Annotated in this window: 14 protein-coding genes; 4 read left to right on the forward strand and 10 right to left on the reverse strand. The window is 70.6% G+C overall.

All coding sequences use genetic code 11. The features are described from left to right. Positions 1–50: 50 nt before the first annotated feature. On the forward strand, positions 51–446 hold the full coding sequence (locus tag M8J74_RS05965; protein WP_249835395.1) for a cupin domain-containing protein: 396 nt from the start codon (positions 51–53) through the stop codon (positions 444–446). A gap of 45 nt (positions 447–491) precedes the next feature. On the opposite strand, the gene M8J74_RS05970 is transcribed toward M8J74_RS05965, so the two are convergent. Beyond that, entirely contained in the window at positions 492–1280 is a 789-nt protein-coding gene (locus M8J74_RS05970) for an amidohydrolase family protein (protein WP_249835396.1), read from the reverse strand. A gap of 99 nt (positions 1281–1379) precedes the next feature. On the opposite strand from M8J74_RS05970, the gene M8J74_RS05975 reads away from it, so the two are divergent. Then, positions 1380–1784 (forward strand): MerR family transcriptional regulator, encoded by a 405-nt coding sequence (locus M8J74_RS05975; RefSeq protein ID WP_249835397.1) that lies wholly within the window; start codon positions 1380–1382, stop codon positions 1782–1784. 28 nt (positions 1785–1812) lie between these two features. On the opposite strand, the gene M8J74_RS05980 is transcribed toward M8J74_RS05975, so the two are convergent. Next, complete coding sequence (locus M8J74_RS05980) at positions 1813–2712, reverse strand: aminoglycoside phosphotransferase family protein (protein ID WP_249835398.1); 900 nt, start codon at positions 2710–2712, stop codon at positions 1813–1815. Positions 2713–3156: 444 nt separating this feature from the next. Between M8J74_RS05980 and M8J74_RS05985 the strand changes: the two genes are divergently transcribed. Then, on the forward strand, positions 3157–4827 hold the full coding sequence (locus M8J74_RS05985) for an FAD-dependent monooxygenase (protein WP_249835399.1): 1671 nt from the start codon (positions 3157–3159) through the stop codon (positions 4825–4827). Between the two features lie 95 nt (positions 4828–4922). Here M8J74_RS05985 and metX read toward each other — a convergent pair whose 3' ends face one another. The 5 genes from metX to M8J74_RS06010 form a co-directional block, all read right to left on the reverse strand. Next, on the reverse strand, positions 4923–6068 hold the full coding sequence (gene metX / locus M8J74_RS05990) for a homoserine O-acetyltransferase MetX (RefSeq protein ID WP_249835427.1): 1146 nt from the start codon (positions 6066–6068) through the stop codon (positions 4923–4925). Next, positions 6065–7426 (reverse strand): bifunctional o-acetylhomoserine/o-acetylserine sulfhydrylase, encoded by a 1362-nt coding sequence (locus M8J74_RS05995; RefSeq protein ID WP_249835400.1) that lies wholly within the window; start codon positions 7424–7426, stop codon positions 6065–6067. The genes metX and M8J74_RS05995 overlap by 4 nt, the downstream gene beginning before the upstream one ends. Positions 7427–7768: 342 nt before the next feature. Further along, positions 7769–8827 carry a threonine aldolase family protein gene (locus M8J74_RS06000; RefSeq protein WP_249835401.1) on the reverse strand — a complete coding sequence of 353 codons (1059 nt, stop codon included), beginning with the start codon at positions 8825–8827 and terminating at the stop codon, positions 7769–7771. A 15-nt stretch (positions 8828–8842) separates the two neighbouring features. Beyond that, positions 8843–9415: a helix-turn-helix domain-containing protein gene (locus tag M8J74_RS06005; protein WP_249835402.1), complete on the reverse strand. Its 573-nt coding sequence runs from the start codon at positions 9413–9415 to the stop codon at positions 8843–8845. Beyond that, complete coding sequence (locus M8J74_RS06010) at positions 9412–10119, reverse strand: alanyl-tRNA editing protein (RefSeq protein ID WP_249835403.1); 708 nt, start codon at positions 10117–10119, stop codon at positions 9412–9414. The genes M8J74_RS06005 and M8J74_RS06010 overlap by 4 nt, the downstream gene beginning before the upstream one ends. A gap of 202 nt (positions 10120–10321) precedes the next feature. On the opposite strand from M8J74_RS06010, the gene M8J74_RS06015 reads away from it, so the two are divergent. Beyond that, positions 10322–12430: a SpoIIE family protein phosphatase gene (locus M8J74_RS06015; RefSeq protein ID WP_249835404.1), complete on the forward strand. Its 2109-nt coding sequence runs from the start codon at positions 10322–10324 to the stop codon at positions 12428–12430. Positions 12431–12468: 38 nt separating this feature from the next. On the opposite strand, the gene M8J74_RS06020 is transcribed toward M8J74_RS06015, so the two are convergent. The 3 genes from M8J74_RS06020 to M8J74_RS06030 all read right to left on the reverse strand — a co-directional run bounded on the left by M8J74_RS06020 (position 12469) and on the right by M8J74_RS06030 (position 16258). After that, positions 12469–14922: a SpoIIE family protein phosphatase gene (locus M8J74_RS06020; RefSeq protein ID WP_249835405.1), complete on the reverse strand. Its 2454-nt coding sequence runs from the start codon at positions 14920–14922 to the stop codon at positions 12469–12471. A gap of 144 nt (positions 14923–15066) precedes the next feature. Then, complete coding sequence (locus M8J74_RS06025; RefSeq protein WP_249835406.1) at positions 15067–15336, reverse strand: hypothetical protein; 270 nt, start codon at positions 15334–15336, stop codon at positions 15067–15069. A gap of 394 nt (positions 15337–15730) precedes the next feature. Then, entirely contained in the window at positions 15731–16258 is a 528-nt protein-coding gene (locus M8J74_RS06030; RefSeq protein ID WP_249835407.1) for a hypothetical protein, read from the reverse strand. Between the last annotated feature and the right edge of the window lie 39 nt (positions 16259–16297).

Raw genomic sequence — 16297 nt, forward strand, 5'->3', positions numbered from 1 at the left:
GCGATTCCTAGCACTCACACCGCCGGCGTGGAGCGGCCCAGGATGATCCCATGAGCCACGAACCCATCCTCCTCAGCGACGCTCTGGCCTCCTTCGACGCGCTGTGGAGTCCTCGCATCGTCACGCGCGTCAACGACTACGACGTCCGCATCGCCAAAGTCGAGGGCGAACACATCTGGCACGTCCACGACGACACCGACGAGTTCTTCCTGGTGATCGACGGAGAGCTGCACATCTCCCTGCGCGAGACCGAGGGGGAGCGCACGGTCCTTCTCCCGCAGGGGGCGGTCTTCACGGTCCCCCGAGGCACGGAACACAAGCCGTACGCTCCGTCCGGCGCCGCCATCCTCATGTTCGAGCCCGCCGGGACGCTGACCGTGGGCGACCGCCACGACGAGGTCCCGGACCACGTCGACTCAACCACGGGCCATGCCCTCGACCCCTGAGCCGACAGGGCGTGCCAGAACCAACCAACGGCGCAGACGGGTTCCCTAGCCGAGTCCGACCAGTCCGGCCATCGTCCCGCCAAGGACCCGATCGCGAACTTCGCCCGGGCCGGTGACCCGTTCGACCAGCGCTCGGGCGAGTACCGGGTCGCCGTACGGTGCATCCGAACCGAACAGGGTCCGATCCGGGATCTCCTTGATGGCAAGCCGGACCGCGAAGACGATGTTGGCCGTGGACAGCTCCAGGTACATGTTGGGCGTGTCCCGCAGCAGTTCGATCGCCTGCATCCAGTACTGCCCTCCCAACTGGCTGACCACGAGTGGTACGTCGCGGTACCGGCGGGCCAGCGCGGCCAGCGTCGCCAGGTCCTCCGCGGTGGTCGGCGCGGATCCGTGGACGACCACGGGCAGCCGCCGCTGATCGGCTGCCGCCTGGAGTACCGGTTCGATGAGCCCTGCCCCTCTCGGTGGCGGCGTCAGCTCCCCGATCCCGCACAGTCCGCGCCCGACCACCTCCTGCTCCACGATCTCGGCTGTCGCCTGCGATCCCAGACCCAGCGGCACTGACAGGAAGCCGATGAACCGGTCCGGCCTTGCGGCAAGTGCCGCGTCCAATTCCGCCCACGCCCCTCGGTATGCCTCGACCGTGCCGGCCCGGCCCGCGAGGGCCTTCTCCAGAAGGGTCATCTCCTGGCGCAGTTCGGCCAGATCGCGAGCCCGTTCCGGGTGGGGTCGTGTGGCGAACAGGACGGCCCGGTCGACTCCGGCCTCGTCCAGCAGCTTCTCGTGCGTCTCGAGCGGGTCGTGGACATGACTGTGCGCGTCGATGATCACTGATGCGTTCCTCTCTCTTCCGGCGGTCCGGAATGCGGCCGCTCAGGGCACTGTTGCTCCCTGACACCGTTGGAAGGTCAAGCCGGAAGGAACGGATCGGTGCTGATCGGAGAGCTCTCACGGCAGACCGGAGTGAGCGAACGGCTGCTGCGCTACTACGAGCGGACAGGGCTGATCCATGCCGAGCGCCGCGCCAACGGCTACCGCGACTACGAGGAGCAGACGGCCGAGACCGTACGCCGCGTGCGCGCCCTGCTGGCCGCCGGCCTCCCCACTCGCATCATCCGCCGGGTCCTGCCCTATATGCAGGACCCGGAGACGCTGCATCCCTGCCCCGGAGTCGTCAGCAGCCTGCGCGACCACCTGGACGTACTCGATCATCGCGCCGCCGAGCTGGAGACCGCCCGTCGCCTACTGCGCCAGACGATTGCCGCGACCGAGCGGACCGAAGCATCGCAGACCGAGCTCGAAAGCCGGGACCCCCGAACCGTGCGATCGCACTGACATCGCGCAGGTGGACCACAGCCGCACGTCACCCCATCGACTGCAGAATGCGGTCGAGTGTGCGGCGCCCCATTCCGCTCATCGTCGGATTGCTCTGGGCGTAGTACCAGACGAGACCCATCGCCTGTTCGAACGCCCATGCCTTGCCGCGCTCCCACTCCAGATCGCCACAGCCCAGTGTCCGCCGGAGCACCTCCCGCGGGCCCGGCTCCAGCAGGTGCCAGGCACTGACCAGATCCAGGGCGGGGTCGGCCGGTCCGAAGCCGCCGGTGTCGAGTACGCCGCTGAGCCGGTTCCCGGTGACCAGTACATTGCCGGGGATCAGGTCACCGTGGCTCATCACGTCGGCATCCTCGCGCGGCAACTCCCTGAAGTGGTTCCACATGTGGCGCAGGCGGGGTACGTCGAGCAGACCCTCGCTCTCCTCGAAGCACTCCGCCATCCAGGCGTCGTGGTCAGCGATGACGCCGCCGCGATTGTCGCCGTTGAAGCGCCGCCCTCGCGTCTCGGCGTGCCGCAGGGCGGCGATGAAGGCCGCCAGGTCCTCGGCAAAGGCGTCCGATCCACTCGGGTCGGCATCGAACGCGATCGTGCCCGGCAGCCATGTCTGGACCGACCACGGCATGGGGTAACCCGCTCCCGGCTTCCCCAAGGCGACGGGTTCAGGGACAGGGAACCGAGACACCTGTGCCAGCTCCGCGCTCGCCCGGGCTTCCTGTTCCAGAATCGCCAGCGCCTCGTCGGCGTCGGCCAGACGCAGCGGGAAGCGGGCTGAGAGGTCCTTCCCGATACGGAAGATGGCGTTGACGGTTCCGGTCGACGACGCAGGCCGGCGGATCTCCCTGCCGCCCCACTCCGGAAACTGTTCCTGGATCAACATCGCGACGATGTCGGTGGTCACGTCCACCTGGTCATCGTGCATGGTCATTCCGACGGGCCTTCCATTAGTCCGATGCGAAGCGCCGGAAGCAGACCGGATCAACTGGGACGACAGCCAGTATTCATCCCTCACGGTCCAGATCAACTGGAATTCTCGCCACCACGTGCAGCCACCGAACCGGGTCCCACAGCCCTTCACACGCCGTGGAAGGTGAAGGTGTGCGGGGCGGAGCCGTGGTCGGGGTCCACCAGATGGGCGTGCAGGCACGGAATTCGAGAGCGAGATCGGGGGCGGCGACCGCGACCTCGGCGGACGTACGGAACTCCTGTGGTGACCTGCGGCGACCAGGCCGTGCAGGTTCGGCGGGGAACACATGCCGCATCAGACCGCCGACTCACCACAGTCCTCACGCCGGTCGTCTCCGACAGGCAGCCCCCGGTCTCCTGAAGCAAACTGCTCGTGACCCGAGCCCGGACGACAAGGGAGCCTGACATGGCCGATGTCGACATACTCGTGGTGGGCGCTGGCCCAGTAGGCCTGACGGCAGCGGCTGAGCTGCGGCGGCATGGCGTGAACTGCCGCATCGTCGACCGGCTGGCCGCCCCGGAACCCTATGCCAAGGCCATCGGCATCGTGCCCCGCACCATGGAGGTGTGGGACGCCATGGGCCTGGTCCGCAGAGTCCTGGACGAGGCTGTGCCGCACCTGGGCCAGCTGGTCTACATCGACGGCAAGCCTCGCCCCCCGGTCGAGCTGTCACTGCCGCCCGAGATCCCCTACCCCTTCGCGACACTGCCCCAGTACGCGACCGAGCGGTTGCTCGCCGAGCACCTGGCGAGCTTCGGCACACAGGTGGAGCGGCCGACCGAGCTCCGCTCTCTCCAGACGCACCCGGACGGCGTAGAGGCCGTACTCGCGCATGCCGACGGACGGATCGAGCGACTGCGGGCCCGCTACGTCGTGGGCTGCGACGGCGCGCACAGCCTGGTCCGCAAGGCGGCGGGGCTGACCTTCGAGGGCGATGCCTTCCCCGAGCAGTACATGATCGGCGACGTCGAAGTCGACTGGGAACTCCCCGCCGGCTACAGCATGCGGGCCGTGAACCTGGACGCGAACGGCGAAGTGGACGACATGCTCGTCTGCATTCCGATGCCGGGCGTTCGCAGGTACTGGCTGTCGATGCTGCGCCCCCGCGCCCAGGCCGAGAGCGTGGACGACTCGAACGCACCGGAAGACGCCGGCCTCGGCTCGGGGGACGAGCGGGGACTGAACCTCGAGCAGATCCAGGCCGTGCTCGACCGGCTGTCCCCGGAGGTGACGACCGCCTCCACGCTGCGCTGGTCCTCCACCTTCCGGACCAGCCACCGCCTGGTCGACCGCTATCGGAACGGGCGTCTCCTCGTCGCCGGTGACGCCGCGCACATCCACCCGCCGATCGGCGGGCAGGGTCTGAACACCGGCGTACAGGACGCCTACAACCTCGCCTGGAAACTGGCCCTGGTCGTCCGCGGAGTGGCCTCGGACGACCTGCTCGAGACCTACCACGCCGAACGGCACCCGATCGCTCGGGAAGTCGTCGACCGCACCGTCCGGCATGCCCGCAACGTCCGCAAGGCCGGCGCGGGCCCCCTCAACAACGGCGCGGACGCGGAGATGATGCTGCGGCGACAGGCCCAGCTGCTGGTCGCCTACCCGGACAGCCCGCTCACCCAGACGCAGGCTGACGGAGCTCCTGACGCCGGCCCCGCCCCCGGTGACCGGGCACCTGACTGCCGCGGCCTGCAGAGCGAACTCGCCGCCTACCCGCGGCGGCTCTTCGACCTGCTGCGTACCCCACGGCACGTGCTGCTGCTGTTCGCGGGGCCGGAGCACGCATCGGGCGACGGCGCCGCCCGGCTCGAGGCGTGTGCCGTCGAGGCGCATCGCGCCGCCCATGGTCTGCTGGACGCCTATCTGGTCACCGCGGCCGATGTTCCGCGGGACGCCCGGCCGGTCGGCCTGCGTCCGCCGCTGGTGCGTGACGCGGCGGGCGAGTTCCAGGACGTCTATGCGCCGCGCGACGGCGAGGCCGTCCTGATCCGTCCGGACGGCTACCTCTCCGGACGCTTCCATCCCGCCACACCGGAACGCCTGGCCGCCCATCTGGGCCGCACCTTCGCCTGACGACCACGGCCGGCCCCGGCCGTCCGCCGCACCGATGCCGTCCCCGCAGGCGGGGGACGGCATCGGTGCTTCTCGACAGGACCGAAATACCCTCCTCAGCCCAGAAGTTCACGTACGAGCGCACCGACCTGCTCCACCTCGATGAGGAAGCCGTCGTGACCGTAGGGGGATTCGATCACCCGGACCTCGTCCGCCGTGCTGATCCCGGCGGCGAGCTCCGCCTGCTGGGTGAGGGGATACAGACGATCCGAACTCACCCCGGCGACCAAGGTTTTGGCGGTCACCCGGCGCAGGGCGCCGCGCGTACCGCCGCGGCCTCGGCCGATGTCGTGGGCGTTCATGGCGTCCGAGAGGACGACGTAACTGCCCGCGTCGAAGCGGCGCACCAGTTTGGCGGCGTGGTGGTCGAGATAGGACGCGACCTGGTACCGGCCGTCCTGCCAAGGGTCCTCGGTCTGCTGGGGGTTGCGCCCGAAGCGGACCTGCAGCTCCGGTTCGCTGCGGTAGGTGACGTGGGCGATGCGGCGGGCCAGGCCGAGTCCCGCGTGCGGACCGCGGCCCGTGGCGTGGTAGTCACCGCCGTGCCAGTGCGGGTCGCCGCGGATGGCGTGGAGCTGGATGTCGGCCCAGGCGATCTGTTCGGCGCTCGCCGCCGCCGTGGTGGCGAGGAGGAGGAGCGCGTCCGTGCGCTCCGGATACGACACGGCCCACTCCACGGCGCGCATCCCGCCCATGGAGCCGCCGATCACCAGGGCCCAACGGTCGATGCCGAGTGCGTCGGCCAGGCCGGCTTCCGCGGCGACCTGGTCGCGCTGCGTCACAAAGGGGAACGCTCCGCCCCAGTGCCGCCCGTCGGGACGAGTGGAGGACGGGCCGGTACTTCCCTGGCAGCCGCCCAGCACGTTGGGGGCGACGACGAACCAGCGGTCCGTGTCCAGGGCCAGTCCGGGCCCGACCAGTCCGTCCCACCAGCCAGGCGTGGGGTGACCGGGTTCGGCCGGTCCGGCGACGTGGCTGTCGCCGGTGAGCGCGTGGAGCACCAGTACGGCGTTGGAGCGGTCGGGTGCCGGTTGCCCCCACGTCTCGAACGCCAGCCGCACCTGCGGCAGTTCGCCTCCTGACTCCAACGGCAGCGGAGTCTCCCGCACGTGCCAGAAGCGACGCCCGGCGGGGTCCCCCTCCCGCCAGGCCCCGGAGGCCGGTGGGAGGGGGACCTGGGAGGTCGCCAGTACGGTGTTCAGGACGCGCCCTTCGCCGCGCGGAACCCGGCCTCCAGGTCCGCCTTGAGATCGGCGAGGTTCTCGATGCCGACCGACAGGCGAACCAGTCCGGGCGAGGTGCCGGTGGCCGCCAACTGCGCGTCGTCCAGCTGGCTGTGGGTGGTGGAGGCCGGATGGATGATGAGACTGCGTACGTCGCCGATGTTGGCGAGATGGCTGAACAGTTCCACGGCGTCGACGAACCGCTTGCCCGCTTCCACTCCGTCCCGCAGTTCGAAGGCGAGGACCGCGCCGGCGCCGCGCGGCAGGTAGCGCTGCCCCGCCTCGTACCACCGGTTGGATTCCAGGCCGGGGTAGTGGACGACGGCGACTTCGTCGCGCTGTTCGAGCCATTCGGCGAGGGCCTGGGCGTTGGCCGAGTGCCGTTCGAGGCGCAGGCTGAGCGTCTCCACGCCTTGGAGCAGGAGGAAGGCCGAGTGCGGGGAGAGGGCGGGCCCGATGTCGCGCAGCAGCTGCACGCGCAGCTTGATGGCGAAGGCACCCGGGCCGAGCGCGGGCCAGTACCGCAGGCCGTGATAGCTGGGGTCCGGTTCGCTGAAGTCGGGGAAGCGGTCGGTGTGCGCGCCGAAGTTGAAGGTGCCGCCGTCGACGACGATGCCGGCGATGGTGGTGCCGTGGCCGCCGAGGAACTTGGTCGCGGAGTGGACGACGATGTCGGCGCCGTGCTCGATGGGCCGCAGCAGGTACGGGGTCGGGACCGTGTTGTCCACGATGAGCGGGACGCCCGCGGCGTGCGCGACATCGGCCACGGCGCGTACGTCGAGGACGTTTCCGCGTGGGTTGCCGAGGGTCTCGGCGAACAGCGCCTTGGTGTTCGGCCGGATCGCCGCTCGCCAGGCCTCGAGGTCGTCCGGGTCGTCGACGAAGGACACCGAGATGCCGAACTTGGTCAGCGTGTGGCGGAACAGGTTGTAGGTGCCGCCGTACAGGGACGTGCTGGAGACGATGTGGTCGCCCGCGCTCGCCAGCGTCAGGATGGCGAGGGTTTCCGCGGCCTGCCCTGAGGCCAGGGCCACCGCGGCGACGCCGCCTTCGAGCGCGGCGATCCGCTGCTCGAAGACGTCCTGGGTCGGGTTGTGGATGCGGGTGTAGATGTTGCCCGGCTCGGCGAGAGAGAACAGGTCGGCGGCGTGCTGGGTGTCGCGGAAGACGAACGAGGTCGTCTGGTAGATCGGCACCGCCCGCGCTCCTGTCGTGGGATCGGGCGCGGCACCGGCGTGGATCTGCTTGGTCTCGAACGACCAGGCCGAGGTGTCGGGACCGGCTGGTGCGTCCTCGGGGGTGTGGCCGGCGGTGACGGAGTCGATCGGCTGGCTCATGGTTCTCCCTGGTGCCGGTTGTGCGGGGGTGCGTGAAGACGCCGCGCGGCTGCCGGTCCGGAGGAAGGCATGGCGGAGGTCGGCGCGGCGCGGTGGGGGAGCGGGGCCGGGGCCCCGGACGCCGGAGCGTCAGCTCGCGACGGGACAGCCCATGGTGGTGACACGCACGTAGTCGACGTGGCGGCGGGTCACGAGCAGGGTCATGCAGGGAGAGAACCACAGTCGGTGCCGGGGAGCCAGCGTGACGTGGGGTGCTGAAACACGATTGCCACATCCGCGGCGCCCCGGGGCTCTTTGCCGGTGGGAGGCGGACGTACGGCTCCCAAGACGATGGAAGGTGAGTCAGACGGCGAGGCGGCGTACGGCTTCGAGGAGTGTGTCGACGTCGTGCTCGGTGGTGGAGAAGGAGGTGACGAAGCGGCAGACACCCGGCTGCCAGCGGTCGTGGTAGAAGGTGAATCCCTCGGCCAGAAGCTGGTCGATGACCCCTTGGGGGAGGCGGCAGAAGAGGATGTTGGCCTCGACCGCGTGCAGGAGATCGGCGGCGGGAAGGGCCTTGAGCCCGGTGCCCAGGCGTTCGGCCATCGTGTTGGCGTGGGTGGCGTTGCGCAGCCACAGGCCGTCGGTGAGGTAGGCGTCGAGCTGGGCGGTCTGGAAGCGCATCTTGGAGGTGAGCTGGCCGGCGCGCTTGGCCCTGAAGGACAGTTCAGGGGTGAGGGCGCGGTCGAAGACGACGACGGCGTCGGCGGTCATGGCGCCGTTCTTGGTCGCTCCGAAGGAGAGGACGTCGATGCCGGCCTGCCAGGTCAGCTCGGCCGGAGTGCAGCCCAGGGCGGCGACCGCGTTGGCGAAGCGGGCTCCGTCCATGTGGACGCGCAGGCCCGCGTCCTGGGCGATGCGGGCCAGATCGCGGACCTGGTCGGGCGTGTAGAGGGCGCCGGTCTCGGTGGCCTGACTGATGCTGAGCACGGAGGGCTGCACGCTGTGCACGTCGCCGGCCTTCCGCGTCGCGGCCGCGCGCAGCTCGGCGGTGTCGATCCGGGCGTCGTCGCCGGACAGGGCAACGAGCTTGGCCCCGTTGGTGAAGAACTCCGGTGCGCCGCATTCGTCGGTGTTGATGTGGCTGTCGCGGTGGCACAGCACGGCGCCCCAGGGTGGGGTGAGGGCGGCCAGGCTCAGGGCGTTGGCCGCGGACCCGGTGGAGACGGGCAGGACGTCGACGTCGCGTTCGAAGATCTCGGCGAAGCGTGCGCGGGCGGCGGCGGTGAACCGGTCGGCGCCGTACGGCAGTTCCTGGCCGGCGGCCGCCGCGGTGACGGCCTGGACGATCTCGGGTGAGGCGCCGGCGGTGTTGTCGCTGGTGAATATCCGCTGGGGCGCGGAAACGGCGGCGATGGTCATGTTCAGGGATGTCTTTCAGCTGATGATGGGGGAGGCGATGACGACGGTGACGTCGGCCGCCTCGGGGCCGGTGCGGTACAGGTGCGGGGCGTCTCCGGCGAAGGCGAGCAGGTCTCCCGCGCGCAGGTCGGTGGGGGCGCCGGTGGGCCCGGCAGTGAGGTGACCGGACGAGACGAGCAGGTGCTCGATGGTGCCGGTCGCGTGCGGCACGCCGTCCAGATGGGTTCCGGGGGGCATGCGCAGCCGCCAGATCTCCAGGCTGTTGCCGCTGCTGATGCGGCGCAGCAGTTCGCGTCCGACCTCGCCGTCGGCCAGGTCGGTGCCGGCTACGAACACCGGCCCCGGATCGGTGTCGCGGGCCAGGAGGTCGGTCAAGGGGATGCGCAGGGCGATCGCGAGCGCGTCGAGGGTTTCGATCGTCGGGTTTCCCCGGCCTGCCTCGAGCTTCGACAGCGTGGCCTTGCCCAGGCCCGCCCTGCGGGCGAGTTCGGCACTGCTCATGCCGCGCTGCTCGCGGCGCTGACGGATCTGGGCTCCGACCGCGATCGCTGTGCTGCTGGCGGGCCGGCGCTCCTGCGGCGGCGTCATGTGCGCTCCTGGTGGGCGGCGCCGTAGGAGACGCGGATGCGGCCCTTCTTGACCTTCAGGGTCGGCAGTGCGACGTCGACCAGGTCGCCGAGGCTGTGCACGTGGGTTCCTCCGCACGGAGCCGAGTGCAGATCGGCGAGGTGGACGATGCGGCGACCGTCGGCGTCGTTCTCCCAGGTCACGGGCAGGTCGTCGGCAATGGCCTTCGCGACCTCCGTCCGCAGGGCCTCGGTGGCCTCCTCCCGGCCCTCCGGGGTGTCCAGGCGGGCGTCGGGCGTCGGTGCGGTGAACTCGATCCGGGCCTGGCCGGGGAAGTGGTTGTTGGCTGCCGGCACCCAGCCCTGCGCCCGTCCGGCCGCCTCGATCAGGTGACCGGCGGTGTGCAGCGCGGCGTGCGCGAGGCGCACGGAGAGGTCGATGCGGACCTCGACCGGCCGGCCGACGGAAAACACCGGCAACGCCGTCCCACCGTGGGCCACGGCTATGACGAGGCCGGAGTCATGGTCCCGCACAGGGGTGATCTCGTGACCGTCCACCCAGCCGCGGTCGGCCGGCTGACCGCCACCCTGCGGATGGAACAGGCAGTGCTCGACCGCCACCCACGGTGTGCCGTCGCGCTCTCCCGTGGCGGCGACCCGGGTCTGGGCCCGCTCCTCGTATGTGTCCGCGTAGTAGGCGGGGACCTGCATGAAACCCTCGCTCAAAGTGGTGAACTCTACGTTCACTATAATGAACGATGTGTGCTGCATCCAGCCCGGATCGAGGGCCGGATAAGTGATAAAAACGGTGTTCTGGGCAGAAGCGCAGGAGTGGCGGACGCTGTCGCCCCCGGGGCGCACGGCTCGCCGCCGCGCTGTTGCTCCTTCTCGCCGGAAGGCGGGAGCCGCCTGTAGGGAGCGAGGGGCCTTGACCGGTCTGGGTGATCCGAGAGCGGAAGCGGACACGAGCGCACTGGATGCCACGTTCGCGGAGACGGTTCGCCGCACCGGCGCGTCCATCGGCGCCCTGTACCTGCTGGCCCCGGACGGCCGCCTTCTGCGTCTGGACGCGCTGTGTGGAGCCCCGGTCGAGTTCGCCGCACCCTGGTCGACGGTACCGCTCGCCTCGCCGGCCCCGGTCGCCGAGGCCGTCCGCGAGGAGCGCATGGTGTGGGTGGGCAGTCAGCAGGAGATGGCCCGCTCCTATCCGCGCACCGCCATGGTGCTCCCGTACCCGATGGCGCTGGCTGCCGCCCCCGTCGTCGGCGTAAGGCCCTGGGGATGCCTGCTGTTGATGTGGTCCGGTACGCGTCCGCCGCACATGACCCCGCGCGAGCGCGGCAACATCATGTCCAGCTGCCGCCGCCTGGCCCGGCTGCTGGAGGAAGCCGCGGAGCAGGGTGCCCGCCCCCGCTCCGGAGGGCCACGCGCCGTGCCCGCGGGAATCGGCCGCCAGTACGCACCTCCGGAGCTGGCCCTCGCCGACTTCGTCGAGCGGCTGCCCGGCGGAAGCTGCGCCCTGGACCTGGAGGGCCGCTTCACCTACGTCAGTTCGGGCGCCGCCGACCTGCTCGGCCGTCAGCAGGCCCGGCTGCTGGGCACCCAGCCGTGGCAGTCGCTGCGCTGGCTCGACGACCCCGTCTACGAGGACCACTACCGGGCCGCGGTCATCAGCCGGAAGCCCGTTTCCTTCACCGCCTGCCGCCCGCCGGAGCAGTGGCTCGACATCCACCTGTATCCCGACGAGAGCGGCATCAGCGTCCGTATCCTTCCCAGCCATGCGCGGGAGCCGTCCCCGCCGGCGTCCGGCCGGTCCGCCGTTCCGGCCCGGGCCGGCCAGCTGTATCAGCTCACGCATCTGGCCGCCGCGCTGACCGAGGTCGTCGGCGTGCAGGACGTCGTCGACCTGGTCGCCGACCAGATCATGCCCGCCTTCGGTGCCCAGGGACTGGTCCTGTCCACCGCGGACGCCGGCCGGCTGCGGATCACCGGCCACCGGGGGTACGCCGACCGCACCATAGAGCGCCTGGACGGGCTCCCCCTCGACACCTCCTTCACTCCGGCAGGGCAGACCCTCAGCAGCGGCATCCCCGCGTTCTTCGCCGACCCGGAGGAGATGCGGCGCACCCACCCCGACGCGCCGCAGGTCAGCGGGAAACAGGCCTGGGCCTTCCTGCCGCTGGTCATCTCCGGCCGCCCCGTCGGTGTCTGCGTCCTGTCCTACGACCATCCGCACACCTTCCCCGCCGAGGAACGCGCCGTTCTGACCTCGCTGGCCGGACTGATCGCCCAGGCAGTCGACCGCGCCCGCCTCTACGACACCAAGCACGAACTCGCCCACGGCCTCCAGCAGGCGCTGCTGCCGCGCAGCCTCCCCACGATCGACGGACTACGGGTGGCCGCCCGCTATCTGCCCGCCACCCGCGGCATGGACATCGGCGGAGACTTCTACGACCTCATCCGCCTCGGCGACACCGCGGCGGCCGCCGTCATCGGCGACGTCCAGGGCCACAACGTCGCAGCCGCAGCCCTGATGGGCCAGGTGCGCACCGGCGTGCACGCCCACGCGGCCCTCGGCACGCCCCCCGGCCAGGTCCTGCACCGCGCCAACCAGCTGCTGACCGACCTCGACCCCGACCTGTTCACCAGCTGCCTCTACGCCCACCTCGACTTCGGCCGCCGGCGCGTCACGCTGGCCAGTGCCGGGCACCCCCCACCGATCCTGCGCCTCCCCGACGGCGGGACACGCCCTCTGCAGGTCCCGCCCGGGCCGCTCCTCGGCATCGATCCCGACGCCGTCTTCCCGGTGACCGAGATCCCCCTGTCGAAGGGGATGCTGCTGGCCCTGTACACCGACGGCCTCGTCGAAGCGCCGGGCGTGGACCTCGACGACTCCATCGCCCTCCTCGCCCAGGATCTCGCCGAAGCCGACGTCGGGGACCTGGAACTGCTCATCGACACGGTGCTGAGCAGAGCGGGCACCAACGGGCAGCGCCTCGACGACGTCGCGCTTCTCGTACTACAGGACACCCTCTGACGAACCCTCCGCCCGGTCCGCCGGCCGGTGTTCGGTCGTCACGCCGACTCCGTCCCCGGGACGGACTGCGCGCACCAGATGGTCTTGCCGTGAGTCGTGTGCCGGGTGCCCCAGCCCTGGGTGAGCTGGGCGACGAGCAGCAGGCCCCGGCCGCCCTCGTCGAGGGCGCGTGCCCGGCGCAGGTGCGGGGCGGTGTTGCTGGAGTCGGAGACCTCGCAGATCAAGGCACTGTCGCGGATGAGCCGGAGCCGGATCGGGGGCTCGCCGTAGCGGATGGCGTTGGTCACCAGCTCGCTGACGACCAGTTCGGTGACGAACGCCGCCTCCTCCAGGCCCCAGGCCTCGACCTGCTCGACGGCGACCTTCCTGAGGTGCGGTACCTGTGCGAAGTCCGGTTCGACGTCCCAGTCGGCCACGTGCTGGGGGTCCAGTGCGCGCGTGCGGGCGACCAGCAGGGCGGCGTCGTCCGTGCGGAGTTCGGCCGGCGTGGCGGCGTCCATAACCGTGTCGCACAGCGACTCCAGGCAGGCCCGTGGGTCCAGGACCCGTAGCAGCTCGGCGATCCCCTGGTCGATGTCGAGTGCGCGGCTTTCGACCAGCCCGTCGGTGTAGAGGGCGATCAGGCTGCCTTCGGGCAGCTCGATCTCGGTCGCCTCGAACGGCAGTCCGCCGATGCCCAGGGGCGGTCCCGGTTGCGCCGAGACCGGGGCCGTGGAGCCGTCGGGGCAGAGGATCAACGGGAGCGGATGTCCCGCGCTCGCCAGCGTCAGTCGGCGGGTGACCGGGTCGTAGACCGTGTAGAGGCAGGTGGCGCCCGTCTCGCCGGTCGTCTGGGTGTGGCTCGTCGACTGCAGGTCGCTGGCGAGGTGGAGGACCAGGTCGTCCAGGTAGGTCAGCAACTCGTCCGGCGGCAGGTCGACATCGGCGAGGGTACGGACCGCGGTGCGCAGCCGGCCCATGCTGGCCGAGGCGTGCAGGCCGTGGCCGACGACGTCGCCGACGATCAGCGCGACCCTGGCGCCGGACAGGGGGATCACGTCGAACCAGTCGCCGCCGACCTCCGCGCCGGTGCCCGCGGGCAGGTAGCGCGAGGCGACCTCGACGGCTTCCTGCTTCGGCAACCCCTGCGGCAGCAGGCTGCGTTGCAGGGTCAGCGCGGTGGAGCGCTCGCGGGAGTACCGGCGGGCGTTGTCGATGGCGACGGCCGCCTTGGCGGTCAGCTCTTCGGCCAGGATCAGGTCGTCCGCGGTGAACGCCTCGGGCCGGTCGGAACGGCAGAAGGCCACCACTCCGAGCAGTGCCCCGCGTGCGCGCAGCGGCACCGTGATCCGGCCCGTCAGTCCGTCCACGGCGAGGGAGGCGTCGATCACCGGATTGCCCGGCGGCCAGTGGGCGGGGTCGGCGGCGAGTCCGGGCCCGAAGGCCCACTCGCTGCCGGGACCGGGTTCCTCGGCGAGCTCGACCAGGGGGCTGCCGGTGGCAATGCAGCGGGCTGCGACGGAGTCCGGGGCGAGGGTGACCGGCGTCGGGGGCCCGGCGTGTCCGTCGGCGTCCTGCCCGGCACCGTGCCGGGCGGCGCGGCTGAGCGTGATGGTCTCCCGGCCGGCGAGTGTCGACGCCGAGGGCGGTTCCTCTCCGCACAGCACCTCGTCGAACAGGTCCACGGTGACGAGGTCGGTGAACCCGGGCACGGATGCCCGGGCCAGGTCCTGGGCCGTTCCGATCACGTCGAGCGTCCGGCCGATGTCCCGGCCGGCCTCGTTGAGGATGAGCAACCGTTGCCGGGCCCAGTACTCGGCGCTCATGTCGAATCCCCAGTTGGCGACCGCGCGGACCCTGCCCTCGGCATCGCGGACGGGCCACATGCTGGTGGCCCAGGCGTTGGCGTAGTTGCTGCCCAGCGGGCGGAAGACGGTGATCAGGCGCGCGGGTTCGCCCGTCCTGGCGACCTCGGAGAGTTGCTCGGTGTAGGGCTCGTCGTCCCTTTCGGGAAACAGCGTGCGGTCGAACACGGGAAGCACCTCGCGGTACTTCTTGCCGAGGACCTGCTCCTCGGTGTGCGCGATCACCCGGCCCGACGAGGCGTTGATCCACAAAAACCGCAGGTCCGGGTCGTAGACGCCCAGGGCGAAGGGGCACTGCTCGAAGGCCCGGTCGGCGATGACCGGCCGGCTGTCCCAGCGTTGGACGGTCAGGATCTTGCCCTGTAGGTGCCCGTGGGAGCCGAACAGCGGCTGGGCGGTCACCACGGCGTCCACGGACGTGCCGTCCCGGTGACGCAGGGTGATGAGCCCGGAGGCGTCGGCGTCGGTTCCGTGATGCTCGGGAAAGCCGGTGGGCGCGGGCCCGACCAGCAGGTCGGTCACCGGCCGGCCGACGGTGTCCTCAGCCGTCCAGCCCAGCAGCCGGCACCCGCCCTCGCTCCAGCCGCTCACCTGGCCGTCCGGGTCGACCACGACGACGGCAGTGGGCGCGTCCTGTCGGTCGGCCATTTCCACGCACCACACCTCCGTCCGGACACGGTTGTCCGCAAGGGCTGATGTCCAGCGTAGGTCCACTCCTGCCGCACGGCGTCCCAGCCGGTACGTCCGGGCTGCGCACCCGGCCTCGCACGGACCGGCAGGTGGAAAGCACCGTCAGGCGCCTTGCCGGTCCTCCTCCTCGCCGGTGTCGGCCTGCGGGGGAGCGGTGTCGGCGCGGTCGGTGATCGGGGCGAGGCGCTGGGCGGCCGTACCGAGGAGTTCCAGATCGGCCTTCGTGTGGGCGATCGCCGCGTCGATCAGAAGGGTGACCAGGGGATCGTCCGCTCGGGTGCGCCGCAGCCGGGTCAGGCCGGCGAGTTCGGCGATGTACACCTCCAGCAGCTGATCAGCGCTCCAGCTGACGTCCCAGCCGACGCGGTTCACAAGGGCGACTTCTGAGCCCTTGGGGCTGAGGTCAGTGACTCGTCACGCCGACGTGATCGTCGTCCGAGCTTGCGCCGATAGTGTGGTGAACATGCCCGATGAGTGGATCGGCTTCAACTGTCGAGATCGGCAAAGGTACTGGTGGCGGACCGGCTTCCTGACGCTGGCGCTCGCTGGTGTGATGCTGGCGATGGGCTTGACCACACAGGAGCCGGGCACGTGGTGGTGGGTCGGTGGCGTGGGGGCCGTATCTGTGATGGTGGTCCTCAGCACGATCAACTCGATCTACGGCCGGGTTCTCCTGACCCCGAGGGGATTGCAGTTCCGCACCTTTGTCAGCCAGCGAGTGGTCCTTTGGAGCGAGGTCGCCCGCATCGAGAAGCGGCAGCGCGTGTCACGGAGCCGAACGTGGTGGGACTTGCGGGTCGTCCGGGTCCATGGGCGCGCGCTCGCGATTCCCGGAACCTCGACCGACCGGATAGCGGATGCCGAGCTTGAGCGGAAGCAGGCGGCCATCGAGAAGTGCTGGTCTCGCGCAGTCGGCAGTGGACGGAACTGATGTCGCGAGAACGCCGGCTGCGGTGAGGAAGGCGGCGGCCGCCGAGGCATCGCGCTCGACCGGCTCCATCGTCATGCGCTCAGGGGATGAGCTGGTTCGCGTACACAGCGAAGTCGAGACCCCGTCCGGCGCAGTGGAGACGGTCACGACGCCGTCGCCGGCCGTGGTCTCGATGTCGCACGCCACGGTGACCTCGACCGGGTAGACCGACGCGGGGCTCAGCTCAGTGGACTGCCCGAAGGTCGAGCATGTGTCGATCAACGACCAACGTCGGCCCGCAGCGCCGACGAACTGAACCTCGACGATGCCGGGAAACGGTTCGTCGTCCAGTCGGCGAAACGCTTCGCACCGCAGCTCAGGCATGCACACTCCGTCTCGGGTTCAGCGACCGACGGCAACCAC

Source organism: Streptomyces panaciradicis, assembly GCF_023516615.1.
Taxonomy (GTDB): domain Bacteria; phylum Actinomycetota; class Actinomycetes; order Streptomycetales; family Streptomycetaceae; genus Streptomyces; species Streptomyces panaciradicis.

Coding starts and splice junctions, on each gene's coding strand:
- M8J74_RS05965 (WP_249835395.1), top strand. CDS start 51: ATGAGCCACGAACCCATCCTCCTCAGCGACGCTCTGGCCTCCTTCGAC.
- M8J74_RS05980 (WP_249835398.1), bottom strand. CDS start 2,712: ATGACCATGCACGATGACCAGGTGGACGTGACCACCGACATCGTCGCG.
- M8J74_RS05985 (WP_249835399.1), top strand. CDS start 3,157: ATGGCCGATGTCGACATACTCGTGGTGGGCGCTGGCCCAGTAGGCCTG.
- M8J74_RS05995 (WP_249835400.1), bottom strand. CDS start 7,426: ATGAGCCAGCCGATCGACTCCGTCACCGCCGGCCACACCCCCGAGGAC.
- M8J74_RS06000 (WP_249835401.1), bottom strand. CDS start 8,827: ATGACCATCGCCGCCGTTTCCGCGCCCCAGCGGATATTCACCAGCGAC.
- M8J74_RS06005 (WP_249835402.1), bottom strand. CDS start 9,415: ATGACGCCGCCGCAGGAGCGCCGGCCCGCCAGCAGCACAGCGATCGCG.
- M8J74_RS06020 (WP_249835405.1), bottom strand. CDS start 14,922: ATGGCCGACCGACAGGACGCGCCCACTGCCGTCGTCGTGGTCGACCCG.
- M8J74_RS06030 (WP_249835407.1), bottom strand. CDS start 16,258: ATGCCTGAGCTGCGGTGCGAAGCGTTTCGCCGACTGGACGACGAACCG.